This is a genomic window from Nonomuraea sp. NPDC005730 (genome assembly GCF_040630865.1).
GTDB lineage: Bacteria > Actinomycetota > Actinomycetes > Streptosporangiales > Streptosporangiaceae > Nonomuraea.
Window position 1 is genome coordinate 1 of record NZ_JBEXYK010000065.1, and the last position, 15,224, is coordinate 15,224.

At 72.5% G+C, this 15,224-nt stretch carries 19 protein-coding genes; 6 read left to right on the forward strand and 13 right to left on the reverse strand.

Going from position 1 to position 15,224, the window contains the following annotated elements:
- The coding region (locus tag ABZ444_RS42700) for a hypothetical protein (protein ID WP_358009800.1) at positions 1-230 on the reverse strand (230 nt) is incomplete at its 3' end.
- Positions 231-697: 467 nt separating this feature from the next.
- On the reverse strand, positions 698-949 hold the full coding sequence (locus ABZ444_RS42705) for a hypothetical protein (RefSeq protein ID WP_358009802.1): 252 nt from the start codon (positions 947-949) through the stop codon (positions 698-700).
- Between the two features lie 98 nt (positions 950-1,047).
- Here ABZ444_RS42705 and ABZ444_RS42710 point away from each other — a divergent pair, with 98 nt between their 5' ends.
- The gene (locus ABZ444_RS42710) at positions 1,048-1,527 is read left to right on the forward strand and encodes a SigE family RNA polymerase sigma factor (protein ID WP_358009804.1); all 480 of its coding nucleotides are present in this window, start codon (positions 1,048-1,050) and stop codon (positions 1,525-1,527) included.
- On the forward strand, positions 1,524-2,549 hold the full coding sequence (locus ABZ444_RS42715; RefSeq protein WP_358009806.1) for a hypothetical protein: 1,026 nt from the start codon (positions 1,524-1,526) through the stop codon (positions 2,547-2,549). Before ABZ444_RS42710 ends, ABZ444_RS42715 begins: the two co-directional genes overlap by 4 nt.
- Positions 2,550-2,564: 15 nt before the next feature.
- Here ABZ444_RS42715 and ABZ444_RS42720 read toward each other — a convergent pair whose 3' ends face one another.
- Together ABZ444_RS42720 and ABZ444_RS42725 are read right to left on the reverse strand one after the other, a co-directional pair.
- Positions 2,565-2,708 (reverse strand): hypothetical protein, encoded by a 144-nt coding sequence (locus ABZ444_RS42720; RefSeq protein ID WP_358009808.1) that lies wholly within the window; start codon positions 2,706-2,708, stop codon positions 2,565-2,567.
- A gap of 191 nt (positions 2,709-2,899) precedes the next feature.
- Positions 2,900-4,339 (reverse strand): serine/threonine-protein kinase, encoded by a 1,440-nt coding sequence (locus tag ABZ444_RS42725; RefSeq protein WP_358009810.1) that lies wholly within the window; start codon positions 4,337-4,339, stop codon positions 2,900-2,902.
- Positions 4,340-4,577: 238 nt separating this feature from the next.
- On the opposite strand from ABZ444_RS42725, the gene ABZ444_RS42730 reads away from it, so the two are divergent.
- From ABZ444_RS42730 to ABZ444_RS42740, 3 genes are all read left to right on the forward strand, one after another.
- Positions 4,578-5,765, forward strand: coding sequence for a histidine kinase (locus tag ABZ444_RS42730; RefSeq protein ID WP_358009812.1), 1,188 nt, complete (start codon positions 4,578-4,580; stop codon positions 5,763-5,765).
- Positions 5,762-6,424, forward strand: a complete 663-nt coding sequence (locus ABZ444_RS42735; protein ID WP_358009814.1) for a response regulator transcription factor — start codon at positions 5,762-5,764, stop codon at positions 6,422-6,424. Before ABZ444_RS42730 ends, ABZ444_RS42735 begins: the two co-directional genes overlap by 4 nt.
- A gap of 165 nt (positions 6,425-6,589) precedes the next feature.
- Positions 6,590-7,345 carry a serine hydrolase domain-containing protein gene (locus tag ABZ444_RS42740; RefSeq protein WP_358009816.1) on the forward strand — a complete coding sequence of 252 codons (756 nt, stop codon included), beginning with the start codon at positions 6,590-6,592 and terminating at the stop codon, positions 7,343-7,345.
- Positions 7,346-7,369: 24 nt separating this feature from the next.
- Here ABZ444_RS42740 and ABZ444_RS42745 read toward each other — a convergent pair whose 3' ends face one another.
- The 5 genes from ABZ444_RS42745 to ABZ444_RS42765 all read right to left on the reverse strand — a co-directional run bounded on the left by ABZ444_RS42745 (position 7,370) and on the right by ABZ444_RS42765 (position 11,801).
- Positions 7,370-7,969, reverse strand: coding sequence for a TetR/AcrR family transcriptional regulator (locus ABZ444_RS42745; protein WP_358009818.1), 600 nt, complete (start codon positions 7,967-7,969; stop codon positions 7,370-7,372).
- A complete protein-coding gene (locus ABZ444_RS42750; RefSeq protein WP_358009820.1) occupies positions 7,939-9,456 on the reverse strand; it encodes an FAD-dependent monooxygenase in 1,518 nt (505 codons plus the stop codon). The genes ABZ444_RS42745 and ABZ444_RS42750 overlap by 31 nt, the downstream gene beginning before the upstream one ends.
- Before the next feature lie 158 nt (positions 9,457-9,614).
- Entirely contained in the window at positions 9,615-10,601 is a 987-nt protein-coding gene (locus ABZ444_RS42755) for a CU044_5270 family protein (protein WP_358009822.1), read from the reverse strand.
- On the reverse strand, positions 10,601-11,191 hold the full coding sequence (locus ABZ444_RS42760; protein WP_358009824.1) for an RNA polymerase sigma factor: 591 nt from the start codon (positions 11,189-11,191) through the stop codon (positions 10,601-10,603). Before ABZ444_RS42760 ends, ABZ444_RS42755 begins: the two co-directional genes overlap by 1 nt.
- A 175-nt stretch (positions 11,192-11,366) precedes the next feature.
- Positions 11,367-11,801 carry a helix-turn-helix domain-containing protein gene (locus ABZ444_RS42765; protein WP_358009826.1) on the reverse strand — a complete coding sequence of 145 codons (435 nt, stop codon included), beginning with the start codon at positions 11,799-11,801 and terminating at the stop codon, positions 11,367-11,369.
- A gap of 131 nt (positions 11,802-11,932) precedes the next feature.
- Here ABZ444_RS42765 and ABZ444_RS42770 point away from each other — a divergent pair, with 131 nt between their 5' ends.
- Complete coding sequence (locus ABZ444_RS42770; RefSeq protein ID WP_358009828.1) at positions 11,933-12,358, forward strand: spore-associated protein A; 426 nt, start codon at positions 11,933-11,935, stop codon at positions 12,356-12,358.
- Positions 12,359-12,536: 178 nt separating this feature from the next.
- On the opposite strand, the gene ABZ444_RS42775 is transcribed toward ABZ444_RS42770, so the two are convergent.
- From ABZ444_RS42775 to wrbA, 4 genes are all read right to left on the reverse strand, one after another.
- On the reverse strand, positions 12,537-12,998 hold the full coding sequence (locus tag ABZ444_RS42775; RefSeq protein ID WP_358009830.1) for a hypothetical protein: 462 nt from the start codon (positions 12,996-12,998) through the stop codon (positions 12,537-12,539).
- A 94-nt stretch (positions 12,999-13,092) separates the two neighbouring features.
- Positions 13,093-14,064, reverse strand: a complete 972-nt coding sequence (locus ABZ444_RS42780) for a helix-turn-helix domain-containing protein (RefSeq protein ID WP_358009832.1) — start codon at positions 14,062-14,064, stop codon at positions 13,093-13,095.
- Between the two features lie 70 nt (positions 14,065-14,134).
- Positions 14,135-14,572 carry a nuclear transport factor 2 family protein gene (locus ABZ444_RS42785; RefSeq protein ID WP_358009834.1) on the reverse strand — a complete coding sequence of 146 codons (438 nt, stop codon included), beginning with the start codon at positions 14,570-14,572 and terminating at the stop codon, positions 14,135-14,137.
- Complete coding sequence (gene wrbA, locus ABZ444_RS42790; protein WP_358009836.1) at positions 14,569-15,174, reverse strand: NAD(P)H:quinone oxidoreductase; 606 nt, start codon at positions 15,172-15,174, stop codon at positions 14,569-14,571. The genes ABZ444_RS42785 and wrbA overlap by 4 nt, the downstream gene beginning before the upstream one ends.
- Between the last annotated feature and the right edge of the window lie 50 nt (positions 15,175-15,224).

The following is a 15,224-nucleotide window of genomic DNA, read 5'->3' on the forward strand; positions in this document are numbered from 1 at the left end:
CTGTAGGCCTCGTCGGGGCCTCTGCTGAGGTTGTCGAGCTGGCTGGAGACCGCCTTGTCGGCGACCGCCGCGGCGAGCGAGGCGGGGTCTGCCGCGGCTTGCGTGGAGGTGCCGGGGTCTTGCGCGGGGGTGGCTCCGGGCGGGGCGGCGCCGGCGGGGGACGCGGGGAGCGTCAGGGTCGCGGCCGTGGCCAGGCCGGCGACCGCCGCGAGTAAGGCTTTGGGTTTCACGCTGTGGTGCTCCTTTCGGCGGGCTCCCTTCGGGCCGTTGCCGCCTTTGGGCGTGCGCGGGTCACCACGCGGTCAGGGGTGTCCTGGATCGCGCGGAGGTGAAGGGGGTCGGGGGGGTGATAAAGGGTGACGGATACAGCAAGTGGACCGTTTCGCCTTGTTGCCGCCAGACGCTAAGCGTTGGTTGACTGCTCGAAAATACGTATGTTCATCGGTAGGCATACCGACATTTCTGTTACCGCTGGTCACACCCCTCCACGTGCGGAAAACGGCCGTAATGCCGGACAATCGGGCAGGGAAAGTCCGGCATTCCGGGCCCCTGGAAGGTGGTATCGGTCGGCGGCGACCGGCTCAGCGACGCCCGTTGGAGGCGGCGGCGTCACCGCTATTCGGCGGGACCGGAACCTGCGTCGGCGCGTCCACCTGCGTCCCCGCAACCTTCGTCTAACCGGCACCGGACGGAAACGTCACGCCCAGGATGCATTCGGCACGGCCGCACGGCGCTCCTGGGGGGCCGGGCTGCTGAACTCGGACTGCGCGGCGCTTCCGGAATGGACGACGGTGGTGACCGCGTCGATGACCCCGGCGGAGGAGGGCGCAGGCGCCGCGAGCTTCTCCAGCACCTCGGACGACGGGACCGCGCGTGCGTCGAGCGCTCCGGCGACGCGGCATCCGGCCGTCAGGCGAGCACGAGCAGGGTCGGTGCGATCCTCGGTCAACGCACCCGGTGATCATAAGGGCGACGGGCGCGGGGCCGCCCTTCAGGATCGTGTGCGGCGAGGCAACCTGATCGCGCCGGCACCGCGTCAGTACGTGTGTGCCAGACAGGAAGCTCTTTCACAACTTCGTGGCCTCGCGGTCCGACCGGTTACTGCGGACGGCGTACCTGCTGACCCGCGACTGGGGAACGGCCGAGGACCTGCTCCAGGAATGCCTGGCCAAGGCGTGGTTCGCCTGGCCGCGCATCGAGGAGCCCGAGGCGTACGTGCGGCGGGCGCTCGTGACGACCTACACCTCGTGGTGGCGACGCCGATGGCGGGGCGAGGTGCCGAGCGGCGCGCTGCCCGACGAGGGGGTGGCCGATGCCGAGCGGTCCGGGCAGGAGGAGCTGTGGGAGGCGGTGGGAAGGCTGCCCGCCAAGCAGCGCGCGGTGATCGTGCTGCGGTTCTACGAGGACCTGCCGGTGCAGGAGGTGGCCAGGATCCTCGGCTGCCATGACGGCACGGTCAAGAGCCAGACCGCCAAGGCGCTGGCCAAGCTGCGCGTGGACGAGTCGATCGTGAAGGAGTACCGATGAGCGTGCAGGACCTGCGGGAGATGTTGCGGGAGCGAGCCGAGGGGCCCGCGCCCGCGATCCCGGACCGCCACGAGCTCATCCGCCACCGCGTGCGCCGTACCTGGCGGCGCCGGGTCCTGGCGTCCGCCGCCGCGACGGTGGCTGCGGCCGCGGTCGTGCTCTCCCTGCTTCCCGGGGGCGCCGTGACGCGGCACGAGCCGGCGACCTCGGCCGACGCCGTCGCCCCGGCCCGCGAGCTGCCGGAACGGTTCACCGCCCACGACGGCACCGCCTACCGGCGACTGGCGACGGCGACGGTCAGGACGGAGGGCACGCGGAAGGCGTCGGTCACCATCCCGGTCACCGGCAGGCCGCTGGACGTGGCCGCGCGGTGCGACGGCTCGTTCGGCGCCACGGCGCCGAGGATCTCCGTGGCGGGTCGCGCCTCCGGGGCCTCCCCGTCCTTCTCCCCCTGTCCGAAGGGCATGGAGCTGGTCCCGTTGCTGGTGCCCGCAGGGGCCGGCCCGGTCACGGTGACGTTCGACACGACCACCAGGGGCGGGGGGTGTACGCGGCAGGAGAAGGGGGCGCCGTGCGTGACCCCGGAGCCCGTCAAGGCGGTCTGGAGCCTGGCCGTCTACGAATGGGACCCTCCCGCGCGGCCGGTCGATCCCGAACCGCTCAAGGCCTTCCCCGCACGGCTGGCGAGCTGGGAGCTGGCCGGCGCGACGCAGGACCGGATCTGGCCGCGGGACAGGACGGCCACGGTCACGGTTCGGGGCGACGGCGGCAAGATCGGCATCGAGGCGCTCTGCACCGGTGACCTGGCCAGGCGGATGTGGTTCACGTACCGGGTCGAGGGCGGCGACGAGATGACGGCCACCTGCGGCCAGTGGAAGAGCGGCCCGTACCCGATGGCGATGACCGAGCTCGCCGTGCCGGAGGGCAGGCGGGTCACCGTCACCGTCCGGGCGGGCATCTGGGGCCAGGACACCAACCGCCCGGTCCGCTGGGCCATGGCCGTCTACCGCAAGCGCACCTGATCGCCGCCATGCGGGTCAGTGACCGGGCGCCTCGGTGACCACCGGGCAAGGGAGCAGGGCCGACGGCGACGGCGCGGCCGCCTGCGTCCGCACCACACCGCAGCCGGCCAGGACGGCCGGCAGCAGGACGGCGACGAAGGCCGTCAAGATCTTCATCATGTGCCCCTCCCCCGGGCGGGCGGTCCCCACCTGATCTGGAAGATCGCGCAGGAGGCCTGTCCCTCGCCGAGCTCCCATCCGGCCACCACGTCGTGACCGGGCCGCTCGGCGATCCACCGCAGGGCGCCCGGGCAGCTCACGGTTCCACGCCTCGGGGACGGACCACACAGACGGATCCTCTGACCCCCAGGTCAACCCGGCGACTGCGACGGGCCGAGGTTGTTGAAGAAGCACGCGTCGGAGATCTCGGTCAGGTGCCCGAGCTTGTCCTTCGTCACCGCCTGCCGATACGTGTCGACGTCGTCGGCACGAAGCGCCTTGAGTGCCTTCTTGGCGGTGTCGACGTCGTTCCGGAGCGCGGTCTTGAGCGCCGGGCGAACCGCCTTGGCCAGATTGGCCTGCTGCAGGTCCACGATCTCGTTGAGGAGGTTCTCGGTCGGCGGAAGCGGCACCGTTCCGCTGACCGGGACCCGGGTCCACTTCTCCATGACGTCGGTCTGGTTCTCGCACCCCGGCGGCATCCCCTGATCTTTCTCGCCGGACTGCTCGGCGGCGGACGCCGTCCGCTCCGCCGCGCCGGACGAGCCCGCCTGCGGGGTCTGACCGCCACCTCCCGAGGTGGCCACGACGACGACGACCGCGGCGATCGCCACGACGAGCCCGGCGCCGCCTGCGATGAGCAGCTTGCGGTTCCGCGGCCCGCCGGGGCCGGGCCGTGACGGGTCGGGGAAGACGGGCGCCTGCTCCAGCAACGTGGGCGGCGGCGGAGGCGGGACGTTCTCGGTGCGGGCCGACGCGCCGGCCGGGGCGAGCGGCGACGCCGGCACACGAGGCTGCCCGAGGGCGTCGATCGTGGCCAGGGCCTGGGCGGCGGTGGGACGGTTGGCCGGGGCCTTGTCCAGCAGCCGGGTGATCAGCGTCCCGAGCCCGCCGGCGTCGCGGGGCACGGGCGCCTCCCCCAGCAGCACAGCGGTGAGCGTCTCCGTCGGGGTGTCCCGGTGGAACGGGGACACCCCCTCCAACGCCTGGTACAGCGTCACACCGAGCGAGTACAGGTCGCCCGCGCCGCCGCTGTCCACGCCGTTGAACCGTTCCGGCGCGATGTACTCCAGCGAGCCCATCAGCCCGCCGCTCTTGGTGAGGGCGGTGTCGCCCTGTTGCACGGCGATGCCGAAGTCGGTGAGGAGCACGCGGCCGTCCCGGGCGATCAGCACGTTCGCCGGTTTCACGTCCCGGTGCACGATGCCGGACGCGTGTGCCGTGCTCAGGGCCTCCAGCAGCCCCTTGGCGGCCGACGTGACGGCGCCGGGGGCCATGGGGCCGTCCCGGGCGATCAGATCGGCGAGGGTGCCGCCGTCGACGAGTTCCATGACGATCCACGGCGCCTGATCCTCGATCACCACGTCGTGCACGGTGACGATGTGCGGATGCGAGCGCAGCCGGGCGGCGTTGCGCGCCTCACGCTCGGCGCGGCGCAGCCGCTGCGCGTGCTCCTCGTCGGAGGTGGCCGACGGGAGCCAGACCTCCTTCACCGCCACGGACACGTCGAGGGACTCGTCGTGAGCCTTCCAGACCCGTCCGAAGCCCCCGCCTCCCAGAACGGACTCCAGCCGGTACCGTCCGCCGATCACACGTCCTGGTCGTGTCTGCGCGGCCACCATGCTCCCTCGTCGATGATCAAGTTGTGGCAGCCTATCCATGCGTGCTCGCGCGTATCTGCCGAATGTCCAGACTCGTGAGCCATTTGGGCGCTCCCGGAGCGGCAGGGCGCCCGCGGGGGCGGGCGCCCTCGGCCGCTGGCTATCCTGTGGCAGGTCGAGCCGGGCACGGCTCCCCCACCACGAGCCCACCGGAAGGCGACGACCGACCGTGACAGCCCCCCAGCGCCGGAGCGCCTGGCCGGCCACGACGGTGGCGGCGCACGCGGTCCCGGCCCTCCTGACGTTGATCATCCTGGCGGGCGCCCGGCACCTGGGCGCGGCCTGGTGGCAGGTCCTCGCCGCGGCGGGCGCCGCCGTCCTGCTCCATGCGGGAGCGGTGGTGGCCGCTCGACGGCCGTGGACCGGGTACGCGATCGGCGCGCTGGCCATGCTCGTCCTGGTGCTGACGCCCTTCCCGGGATGGTCACTGACCTTGCTGCCCTCGGCGGTGTGCTTCCCCCTGGCGTTGTGGCGGCTGACCGGCCTGGTCCCGGTCAGGTCCTCGGTGCCGGCGCTGGCGGTCGCCGCGCTCGGGATCGTCCTGACCGAGCTGGTGGGGTGGGCCCGGCTGCCCGCCGACCCCGTGTGGAGCCGTCTGGTCGAGGGCGGGCTGCTGATGCTCGTGGTCGGCGGTGTGTGGCTCGCGGCCCTGCTGGTACGGCGCAGGCGGGAGGCCGCCCGACGGGCCGAGGGCGAACGGCTGGCCGCGGCGATCGCCGACGAACGGGCCGGCATCCGCCGCGACCTGCACGACGTGATCGCCCACACGGTCACCGTCATGGTCGCGCGGATCGAGGCCGCGGCGGTGACGACGTCGGATGCGGCGACCCGGCGCGAGCTCGGCGACATCGCCGAGACCGGCCGGGACGCCCACCAGGGTCTGCGCGCGATGCTGGCCACCTTGGGCCCGGCCGGCGGGCGCGCGACCACGGTGGCGCCGGGCGCCGGTTCCCGGTCCGGCCAGGTCCCGATCTCGCTCGACGTGCTGCCCGACCTCGTCGCCTCGGCGGCGAGCCCGCTGCACGCGGTGTCCTTCGCCGAGGCGGGTGAGCGACGGCCGCTGAGCCTCAGTGCCGAGGTCGCGGCGGTCCGGACCGTGCAGGAGGGCATCACCAACGCGCTGCGCCACCTCGAACCGCCGGTCGCGGTGCGCGTCGACCTGCGCTGGAGCCCGGCCGAGATGGTGGTGGAGGTCCGCGACGACGGCGGCAGCGCGCTTCGCGGCGCCGGCGGCCAGGGGACCGGCTTGATGGGGATCGAGGAACGGGTGCGTACCGCGGGCGGCACACTGTCGATCGACGACGGGGACGACGGATGGGTGCTGCGGGCGCGGCTGCCCACGAAGGAGGGGGCATGAGCGCGATCCGGGTCATGCTCGTCGACGACCAGGAACTGCTGCGGGCCTCGCTGCGCACGGTGCTGTCGGCCGACGAACGCATCGAGGTCACCCACGACGTCGCCGACGGCGGCGCGGCGGTCGAGGTCGTCCGGCGGCACCGCCTCGACGTGGTGCTGATGGACATCCGCATGCCGCGCATGGACGGCGTCGCGGCCACGGCGGAGATCGTGCGGATCGCTCCGGCGACCCGGGTGCTCATGCTGACGACGTTCGACGACGACGAACTGGTCGTGGCGGCCGTCCGGGCCGGTGCCAGCGGCTACCTGACCAAGGACGTCCGGCCCGCCGCCCTGGCCCAGGCGGTGTGCGACGTCGCGTCCGGCACCTCGGCGCTGGCCCCGGGGGTGGCCGCGACGATCCTCGATCTCGTCCGGCAGACGCCGATGCGCAGGACGGCGGCCCTGGACGGCCTCACCCCGCGCGAGGTCGAGATCTTCGGCCTGCTCGCCCGCGGCAGGTCCAACGCCGAGATCCGCGCGGAGCTGGTGCTGAGCGAGAACACGGTGAAGTCGCACGTCCGGGCCGTCCTGCAGAAGCTGGGCCTGCGCGACCGCGTGCACGCGGTGATCCACGCCTACGAGAACGGGCTCGTGGGCCGCGACGATCTGCCCGGCTGAGATTCCATCCCTGCGGGTGGCGCCGGCCTCACCCCTTGGGGTGATGCGGCCCTGATGAGGGCCGCCCTAGGTTCGACGTCGTGTTCCTGCCTCCTGCGCGCCTTCCTCGCGTGACTCCCCTGCTCGTCCTCGCCGCCGTGGTGGCCGCCGGGCGTCGCGGCGGCCGTGATCGACGGGTCGTCGGCCGAGACGATCGTGCGCGGCCGGGACGGGAACGGCGACGCGGTGACGGCGCGGACCCGGTTCCGGATCGCGTCGATGAGCAAGTCGACGACGGCTACGGCGATCATGCTGCTGGTCGACCGGGACCGCGTCCTGCGGGACGACCCGGTCGTCACCTACCTGCCCGACCTCAGGATGGCCGATCCCCGCTGCACCGCCATCACCGTGCGCCGGCTCCTCAGCCACACCTCGGGGCTGTCGGACAGCACGAACGACGAGTACGTGTTCCCCCCTCCGCGCGGCACGCGGGCGGTCGTGGCCGGGCCGGCCGGCAAGACCCTGGCCGCCGCCCCGGACACCCGCTGGGAGTACCACAACACCAACTACTCGATCGCGGCCAGGATCGTCGAAGTGGTGTCGGGCCGGCCCTTCGACGCCTTCCTGCGCGCCGAGCTGCTCACGCCGCTGGGCATGACAGGAACCGGCTCGACGCCGGGGTGCTCCGATGGTGCCCAGGGCCTGCCGTCCGGGTTCGAGGTCGTGCTCGGGGTCGCCGTCGCGGTGCCGGAGATGCCGGGCACCTGCGTCGGCAACGGCGGGGTGATCTCGACGCTGGAGGACACGGTGCGATGGGTGCGTTTCAACCAGGGCACGTGGGGGGGCGGGCCTGCTGAGCGCCGGCTCCGGTGCTTCCGTCGTGACGGGAGGAAGCCCGTCCAGCTCACCGGCACGGCCCTGGCGGAACGTACCGGCGAGTAGGGGCGGGACGGCGGCCGCGCGGTGTCAGGGCCGGTATCCGATGTGGCGCAACAGATTCCGCAGTCGGTGCTCGATCTGTACGGCGGTCACATCGTCGGCATGCTGGAGCAGGACGGATCCGATCGAGCCGGCCAGGATGTCCTGGATGACGCCCGGGTCGGTGCCCGCCGGAAGGTGACCGGCGTCGACGGCCCGCTGCGCGACGTGGGCCACGGCGTTGAGCCGTGGCCGCAGGTAGCGCTCGGTGTAGGCGGCCACCAGCTTCGGGTAGTCGACCGAGGCGCCGATGACGCGGGCCATCAGCGCGCGGAATCGGGGGCGGCCGAGAAGCTCGGCGACGGACGAGATCAGTTCGTCGATCGACTGCCCGGCGGGGGCGGCGTCCATGTCGGGGGCACGGGCGTGCTCCAAGGCGGCCATCAGGAGGTCCTCCTTGGCTCGCCAGCGCCGGTAGACGGTCAGTTTCGCCACGCCGGCGCGCTGGGCCACCGCTTCCATGCTGGTACCCGCCGCGCCGCGTTCGATCAGCAGGTCCAGCGCCGCGTCGAGGATGGCGGCGTCGTTCTCCGGATCGCGTGGACGGCCGTGGCGTTCTACGCCGGCCACAGCACCTGGTTCAGCCATGCGGTCAGTCTGTCGGGTGCCGGATGGTCGCGCCAACCGATGTGCCCGTCGGGGCGGATCAGCGTCACGTCGGGCGAGCCGGGCTCCACCGGCGTGAGCGCGACGATCAGGTCGGCGCCCAGTTGCGCCGCGGCGGCCTCGGCGTGGCGGGCGGCGACGTGCTGATCACCGGCGAGCACGACCCAGCGTCTGCGGACGGCGGCGTGCAGGGTGGTGCTGCCGCCGTCGGGACGCCGGCAGGTGAGGTCGGGCATCCGGTCGCCGGGACGCAGTCCGGGCATCCACCGGTGGGCGGCCGAGGCCAGCGGTCCTCCTCGGTAGCTGATGCCGAGCTGGGAGGCGGCCAGCCACAGCCGGCGCTGCACCGCGGGCAGCCGGACGACCGGCAGGACGACGTTGTCGCGCAGCAGGCGCTTCCAGGGGGCGTGCGGCAACATGATGTCCACGGCGGTGCTGGTGGCGCGCAGGACCTTGCGGGCCAGCGGCCGTCGTTCGCCTTCGTAGGTGTCGAGCAGCCGCTGGTCGGCGCGGCCGCGGGCGACCAGCACCAGCTTCCAGGCCAGGTTCTCCGCGTCGCCCAGCCCGGTGTTCTGTCCCTGGCCGCCGGTGGGGCTCTGGATGTGCGCCGCGTCGCCGGCCAGGAGGATCCGGCCTCGCCGGTAGGCGTCGGCCAGCCGGCGGTGGATGCGGAACTCGCAGGCCCAGCGGACGTCCGTGACCGTGTCGAGGCCGATCCCGCTGCGGCGGGAGAACTCGCTCAGCACCCGGTCGCCGATCTCGCGTTCGGACAGCTGGTCCGGCAGCTGCGACGGTGGTTCGGTGAACACCCGCCAGGTGTCGTCGGGCAGCGCGGTGACCGACAGCATGTGACCGGCCTCCATCCAGGTCGTGCTGCCGTTCCTGTCCAGCGGCCACTGGGCCCGCACGTCGGCCATCAGCAGGCGTTCGAGGAGCTTGCGGCCGGGGAAGCCGATGCCGGCGAGCTTGCGTACGGTGCTGTGCGCGCCGTCACAGCCGATCAGCCAGTCGGCCTCGATGTGGCGCTCGGCGCCGTCGGCCGCCTGGACGGTGGCGGTGACGCCGGTGGCGTCCTGCCGGGCCGCGGCCAGCCGGGTGTCCCACTCCACATGGCCGCCCAGTTCGGCCAGACGTTGCCGCAGTGTGCCCTCGACCTCGGCCTGTGAGATCAGCAGGGTCTGTTTCGGCTGGTCGGCGACGGCTTGGCCGACGTGCAGGCGCAGCACGGTGCGCGTGCCCTCGTTGTAGGACATGTTGAGCGAGGACCGGGAGCGCCGGGGCAGGTCGCCGAGCGCGCCGATGCGTTCCAGGACCTCAATGCCGCGTGGTTGCAGGCCGAGGGCGCGGGAGGTGGTGGCGGGGGCGGGGGCGGCGTCGATGACGCGGACCGGGATGTCGTGTAAGGCCAGGTGGACGGCCAGGGCCAGCCCGGTGGGGCCGGCGCCCGCGATGAGTACGGCGTCAGTCATTTAGTAAACGATACGGTACCGATTACTAAGTCCGGAAGGGGGATCAGGGTAGGGGATCGCGGTGGGCGAACCACGGGAGCCACCACTGCGGGCTGGACCCCCCTTGAGCCCGGCGGCCGGTGCCCGGCCCTCGTCACGGGCACCGGCCAAGGGCTCGATTACGGAAGGTCCCCCGCGTCGTCGACGATGCCGACGGACACCCGGGCCCTGGAGGTGATCACTTCGCCCTCGGGCAACCCGCTGTAGTACGGGTCGGGCGACTTGGCGCCGCCGACGTAGACGCGGCGTGCCCCGAGCAGGTCGAAGGTGTTGGGGTCGATGATGACTTCCTGACGGACCCCGTCGTCGTCGCGCGTGTAGATCGCCACGCCCTGTCGGCCCAGCAGGTCGCGCACCGTCTCCACGCCGACGTCGTCCAGCTGGGACAGGACGGTGTAGAGGGCGGCCCGCAGGCGAGCCGCCGGAGCGCCTTCCTCCAGGATGCTCAGGATCTGATGGGACACCGCCCGCGCTTGCGGCAGATCGATCTCACTGGTGTCCTGCTTCAGGCGTTCGGCCAGGGCGGACGGCTCCAGCGGGAGCGAGCGCAGATAGGCGGGGTCGAACCGCAGACGGGGATCCGCGCCGCCTCGGCGTCGTTTGATCGTGTTGCTGTTCTCGTCCCGCATGGCCCTTTCTGCGCCGTCCCCCCGCGTCCATCTTTCGACGGTCTCCCGCGAGCGTGTCCTGCCTCCGCCGGCCGGTGGCGCGGTGGCCTTGGCCGTCAGCTTGGGTGAGGTGTAGCTGTCCCATTTGACGTAGACCCACTGGTCGGCCCGCGGATAGACGTCCGGCCGGCCGGCCGCCGCCGCCGTCGCGTGCCTGGCCAGGGTCTGCGCGTTCGCCACCGGCAGCCATGCCGGGGCGCCGGTGGTCCGCGTCCCCCGGTCATCCGTGCCGAGGCTCTGCACCACCGTGACGCCTGCCGCGATCGTGGCGCCGAACGCGCCCACGGCCGCCACGCGCAGCACCATGCGCCGGACCCGGCGGGCCGGTGGCTCCGGAGCCAGCGCGGCCATCATCCGCCGCCGGGCGTGACGCAGATCGCTCGCTTCGCTCTGCCGCACCTCGGACCGCAGGTCGCGGACCATGTCCAGATCGTTCATCAGGCCTCCTCGATCACGTCGGTGGGGTTGCTGCCGCCCAGTGCGCGGGCGATCTTGCGGCGGGCGCGGGACAGCCGGGACCGCACGGTGCCGATGGGCACGTTCAGCGCCTGCGCCGTCTCCTCGTAGCCGAGGTCGCCCCAGGAGATCAGCAGCAGGACGTCGCGCTCGCCCTTGCCCAGCTCGGCCAGGGCGGCCGCGAGCGGTCTGCGGGTCTGCGAGGCGGAGACGCGGGCGACCACCCGCTCGTCGAAGGCGACCGCCACGGGGTCCTCCCCGGTCCGGGCCAGCGCGCGATATCCGCGGGTCTCCGCCCTTCGATGGGTGCCGATGATGTTCGTGGCGATGCCGTACAGCCACGGCAGGGCGTCCTGGCGATCCAGGGCGTACTTGTGCCGCTTCTCGAACGCCCTGGTGAACGTCTCGGCCACCACGTCCTCAGCCTGATCGGGACCAAGACGCCGGACGACGTAGCGATGCAGGACGGCGGCATGCCGCTCGAACAACTCGGCGAAACGCTCCGGCTCGATCAGCGACGCTTCGATGACCGCCGAGTCCTGCGCGGGCACTTCGAAGGCTGTCGGGGCCATCGGCTGGACCGGTGCTGACACGTCCGCCCGAAGCGGCGCTCGCGCGTCCGCCGGAGGACCTGCCAGGACGGGTTCATCGTGTGGAAGGGATGTCACGACGGTACTTATCCGTATGCGGGAGAAAGGTTCCATCCAGCATCTCGTCGGGGCCGCCGGCCCGGATGACGGGGTGCGGTCACTGCTGCCGGTGGATCAGGTCGCCGCCCAGCCGGGTGAGCTGGTGGATGACCATGTTGGCGTGCCGGGTGCTGGTGATGAGCCCGGCCCGCTGCAGCACCTGGGCGTGCGCGCTGGCCGACGACAGCGAGGCGCCGGTCCTGCGGGCGAGTTCGCCGGTGGTGCAGCCGGTGGCGGCGGCGATGCAGCGCAGGACGCGGGCCCGGGTGGCGCCGAGCAGGTCGGGCAGTGCGTCGTCGGGTTCGGGGCCGGAGCCGGGCGTCTCGTGCTGGATGGGGAACACCAGGACGGGCGGCAGGCTGGTGTCGGCCATCGCGACCGGGGCGAAGCGCCCGAAGTAGGAGGGGATGAGCGTCAGGCCGCGGCCTCGCAGGTGGATCTCGTACCGGCCGGTGGCGTAGTCGGCCTCCAGCACCGGGGGCCGCCACCGCATCGACGGCCCGAGGGCGGCGACCGGTCGGGCCGCCGATTTGTGCGAACTATCACATTGATCACGAGTCGCGTGTAGCAGAAGTGAGCCAGTGGTACTCAAGATCACAACACTGGGCAACCGAAGGGATCTTCGTGCGAACACGCAAGCTGGCGACCCTCCTGGCCGGCGCGGCCCTGACCGCCGCGACCACGCTGGCGGCGACCGCCACCCCGGCCGCCGCGGCCGGCCCCTGCGGCAGCGGCTACACCCGGGTCGGCGTCTACAACATCGGCATCGAGAAGTACGGGTACCGTACCGGCATCCTGGAGGTGTACTACAGCTCCGGCACCGGCAAGAACTGCGCACTCACCTATGGCGACGGCCCCTACGCCAACACCACGAGCTGGAAGGGCGTCGTGATCTCCAGGGGCGACGGCAGCGGCAAGGACAGCGACGCCGGAAACTACCAGTACTACGCCGGCCCCGTGTACGTCTCGGCGGCCGGGCAGTGCATCGACGTCGAGGGCATCTCGCCGTCGTGGACGAGCGTCAAGCTCGACAACGTCCACTGCGGCTGAGACCGTCCCGACCGGCCGAGCCCGTACCCCAGGGTCGAGGGCACTGGCGTACACCACGGGCTCCGACGGCTCAGTGCGTCATCGCTGATGAACACGTCGATGACGCACTGAGCGCCGAACCGCACGACCGGGAGCCCGCCCCCGCGGGCTTCCCTCGTCGCGTCGGCTGCACGGCGAGTCAGTCCAGCGACGTCTCACCGACCGCCGCGAGCAGCAGAACGGGGAACTCCGGATCAGCCTGACCGACCGCGAGCGCGAGCCATCGGTCGGCGTCCGGGCGCCGCCAGACCAGCATCGTGTCGCTGAGCTGGCCGAGTTCGCCCAGCGGCGCGGGCGCCGGGTCCTCGTTCTCCACACGGCGCCAGAGATCGACCACCCGGGGAGCGCCCCAGCGCGCCGTCAGGGCGGTCACCAGCTCCTGGAGGGCGGCGTCGATCTCCGCCTGGGCCGCCTCGACGACCTCCTCGCCGCGGTCGTCCCAGAAGTCCCGGCTGGCCGCCAGATAGCACACGTGGTGGTCGGGGCCGCTGGAACGATATCCCTCCCACACGTCCCGCGACGCACTCCCCCGTTCCTCCGTCTCCGGGAAAGGGCGGGCCAGAAGGGCGTCCACGGCGGCGAGTCGATCTTGCAGAGCCATCCCATGAGGATAGAAGCCGGCGCCCATCCCCGCCGGACGAGCATGTACGGGCCCAGCGCCTCGTGCCGCTGGGTGTGCCGGCTCGCCCCGGCCGTCAGCAGGCGCCCGGTGAGCCGTTCAGGAGGGCTCTTCCGAGCGGCGTCAGGGTGTGCAGGACCGAGCTGCCCGTGCGGACGGTCGAGATGAGTCCGGCGTTGCGCAGGACCGTGGTGTGCTGGCTGGCGGAGCCGAGGGAGACACCGACGCGTTCGGCCACGGACGTGGTGGTGGCCGGGCTGCGCAACGTGGCCAGCACCGCCGCACGGGTACGGCCCAGCAGGGGCACGAGCACGTCGTCCGCGCCGGCGGACCGGCCCGTGGCGCGGATCGGGTACACCAGCACCGTGGCCGCGTCCGGCCGGTGCATCACCATCGGCCGGGGCGCGAAGTAGGACGGGATCAGCAGCAGCCCCCGCCCGCACAGCGCGACGTCGTGCTCGCCGTCGATCGGGATGTGCAGGGTCGGCGGCCGCCAACGGCACCCGGGATGCAGCGTGGCCAGCAGGGCGTCCACCCCGCCGCGCAGCAGGGTCTCGGCGCGCAGGGCACGGTCGGCGCCGGCCTCCGTCTGGATCTGCGACCACAGAGGCTCCACCGACGAGCCGAAGTAGCCGCGCAGGTCGTCGGCGAGGGTCTGGCGCGCCCCGCGGCTGCCGTCGGCCAGGTCCCGCGCCCAGCGTCCGGCGCGCTGGGCGGGCGACAACGCGCCCAGATCGACCGCCAGATAGGAGCTCGGCGTCTGACTGGCCAGCTCGACGCCGGCGGCGAAGTCACCGGCGTCCGGCTGGAGCAGGAACGCCGGCACCGAACTCCTCGGCGGAACCAAGGGAGCCAGCACCCCCGCCCGCTCGGCCAGGCTTCCTCCCATCTGCCGGAACAACCGGCGCGCTCCGGGCCGCGTCCGGCTCCTGCTCGTCGGCGCGCCGAGCAGGAGGCGCACACTCAGCACCGTCTCCCACAGAGCATTGGGAGCCGGGGCGAACGTGATCTTGCGCAGGTCGGCGTCGGAGAAGTGCACACGGATCATGACGATGGATTGTCACCGAGCCGGCTCCCTCCGGCCAAGGAGACCGCCTCCCCCGGCGGGCGCGTAGACGTCAGACCGGCTCGCCGTCCGGCGGGAACCACGCCTGCAGGGTCGCCGGGTCGATCGGCACCGAGACGTGCTCATGCGTGATCAGCCACCCCTGTTCCGTCCGCCGGAGACCGAGGGACGACCTGACCCAGATCGAGGTCTGGAGGCCGTTCCTGCGCCTCCCGCTGTCCAGGTGGAGCATGTGCGCGAACGCGACCTCCCCGCCCGCCGCGACCACCAGCTCGCGCGTCTCCAACGCGATCGGGCCGTCGTACTCGTCGAACCAGCGGACGAAGTTACCGCGAACCTCATCCAACCCGGCGAATCTCATCGGCGGGACGACGTCGTAGTAGACGACGTCGGGAGCGTAGAGCCGCAGCAACCGATCGAGGTCCTTCACCTGACAGGCTTCGGCCCGGACCTCCAGCAGCGCCCTGATCTCGGACTCGCTCGACATCATCGCCGCCCGGCCTTGAGCGCGGCCGCCGTTTCGGCGACGCGGCGGGCCTGGTAGCCGGCCGCCTGCAGGGTCACCTCGGCGGGTGGGCCGTCGCCGGCCACGTGGGAGGCGCCGTAGGGATTGCCGGACCGGAACTGGACGGGGTCGGTGTAACCCGGCGGCACGATGATGCCGCCCCAGTGGTAGAAGGTGTTGCTCAGCGCCAGGATGGTGGACTCCTGGCCGCCGTGCGCGGTGTTGGAGGCGGTGAAGGCCGAGTACACCTTGTCGGCCAGCCGGCCCTGGGCCCACAGCGGGCCGGTGGTGTCGATGAAGGCCCGCAGCTGGCCGGCCGGGTTGCCGAACCGGGTCGGGGTGCCGAACAGCACCGCATCAGCCCAGACCAGGTCGTCGTGGCCGGCTTCTGCGACGTCCGCGGTGTCACGCAGGTGCTGGGCCCAGGTCGCCCTGGAGTTGACCGCCTCCGGCGGGGCTGTCTCGGCGACCCGGCGCAGCCGTACGTGCGCGCCCGTCTCCTGCGCGCCCTTGGCCGCGGCCTGGGCCAGCGCGTGCAGGGTGCCGGTGGCGCTGTAGTAGATGATCGCCACGTTCACGTGTTCCATGGCCGGAACGCTAGGCGGCGGCCCCACCGGCCCGAATCCGTGACGCCACG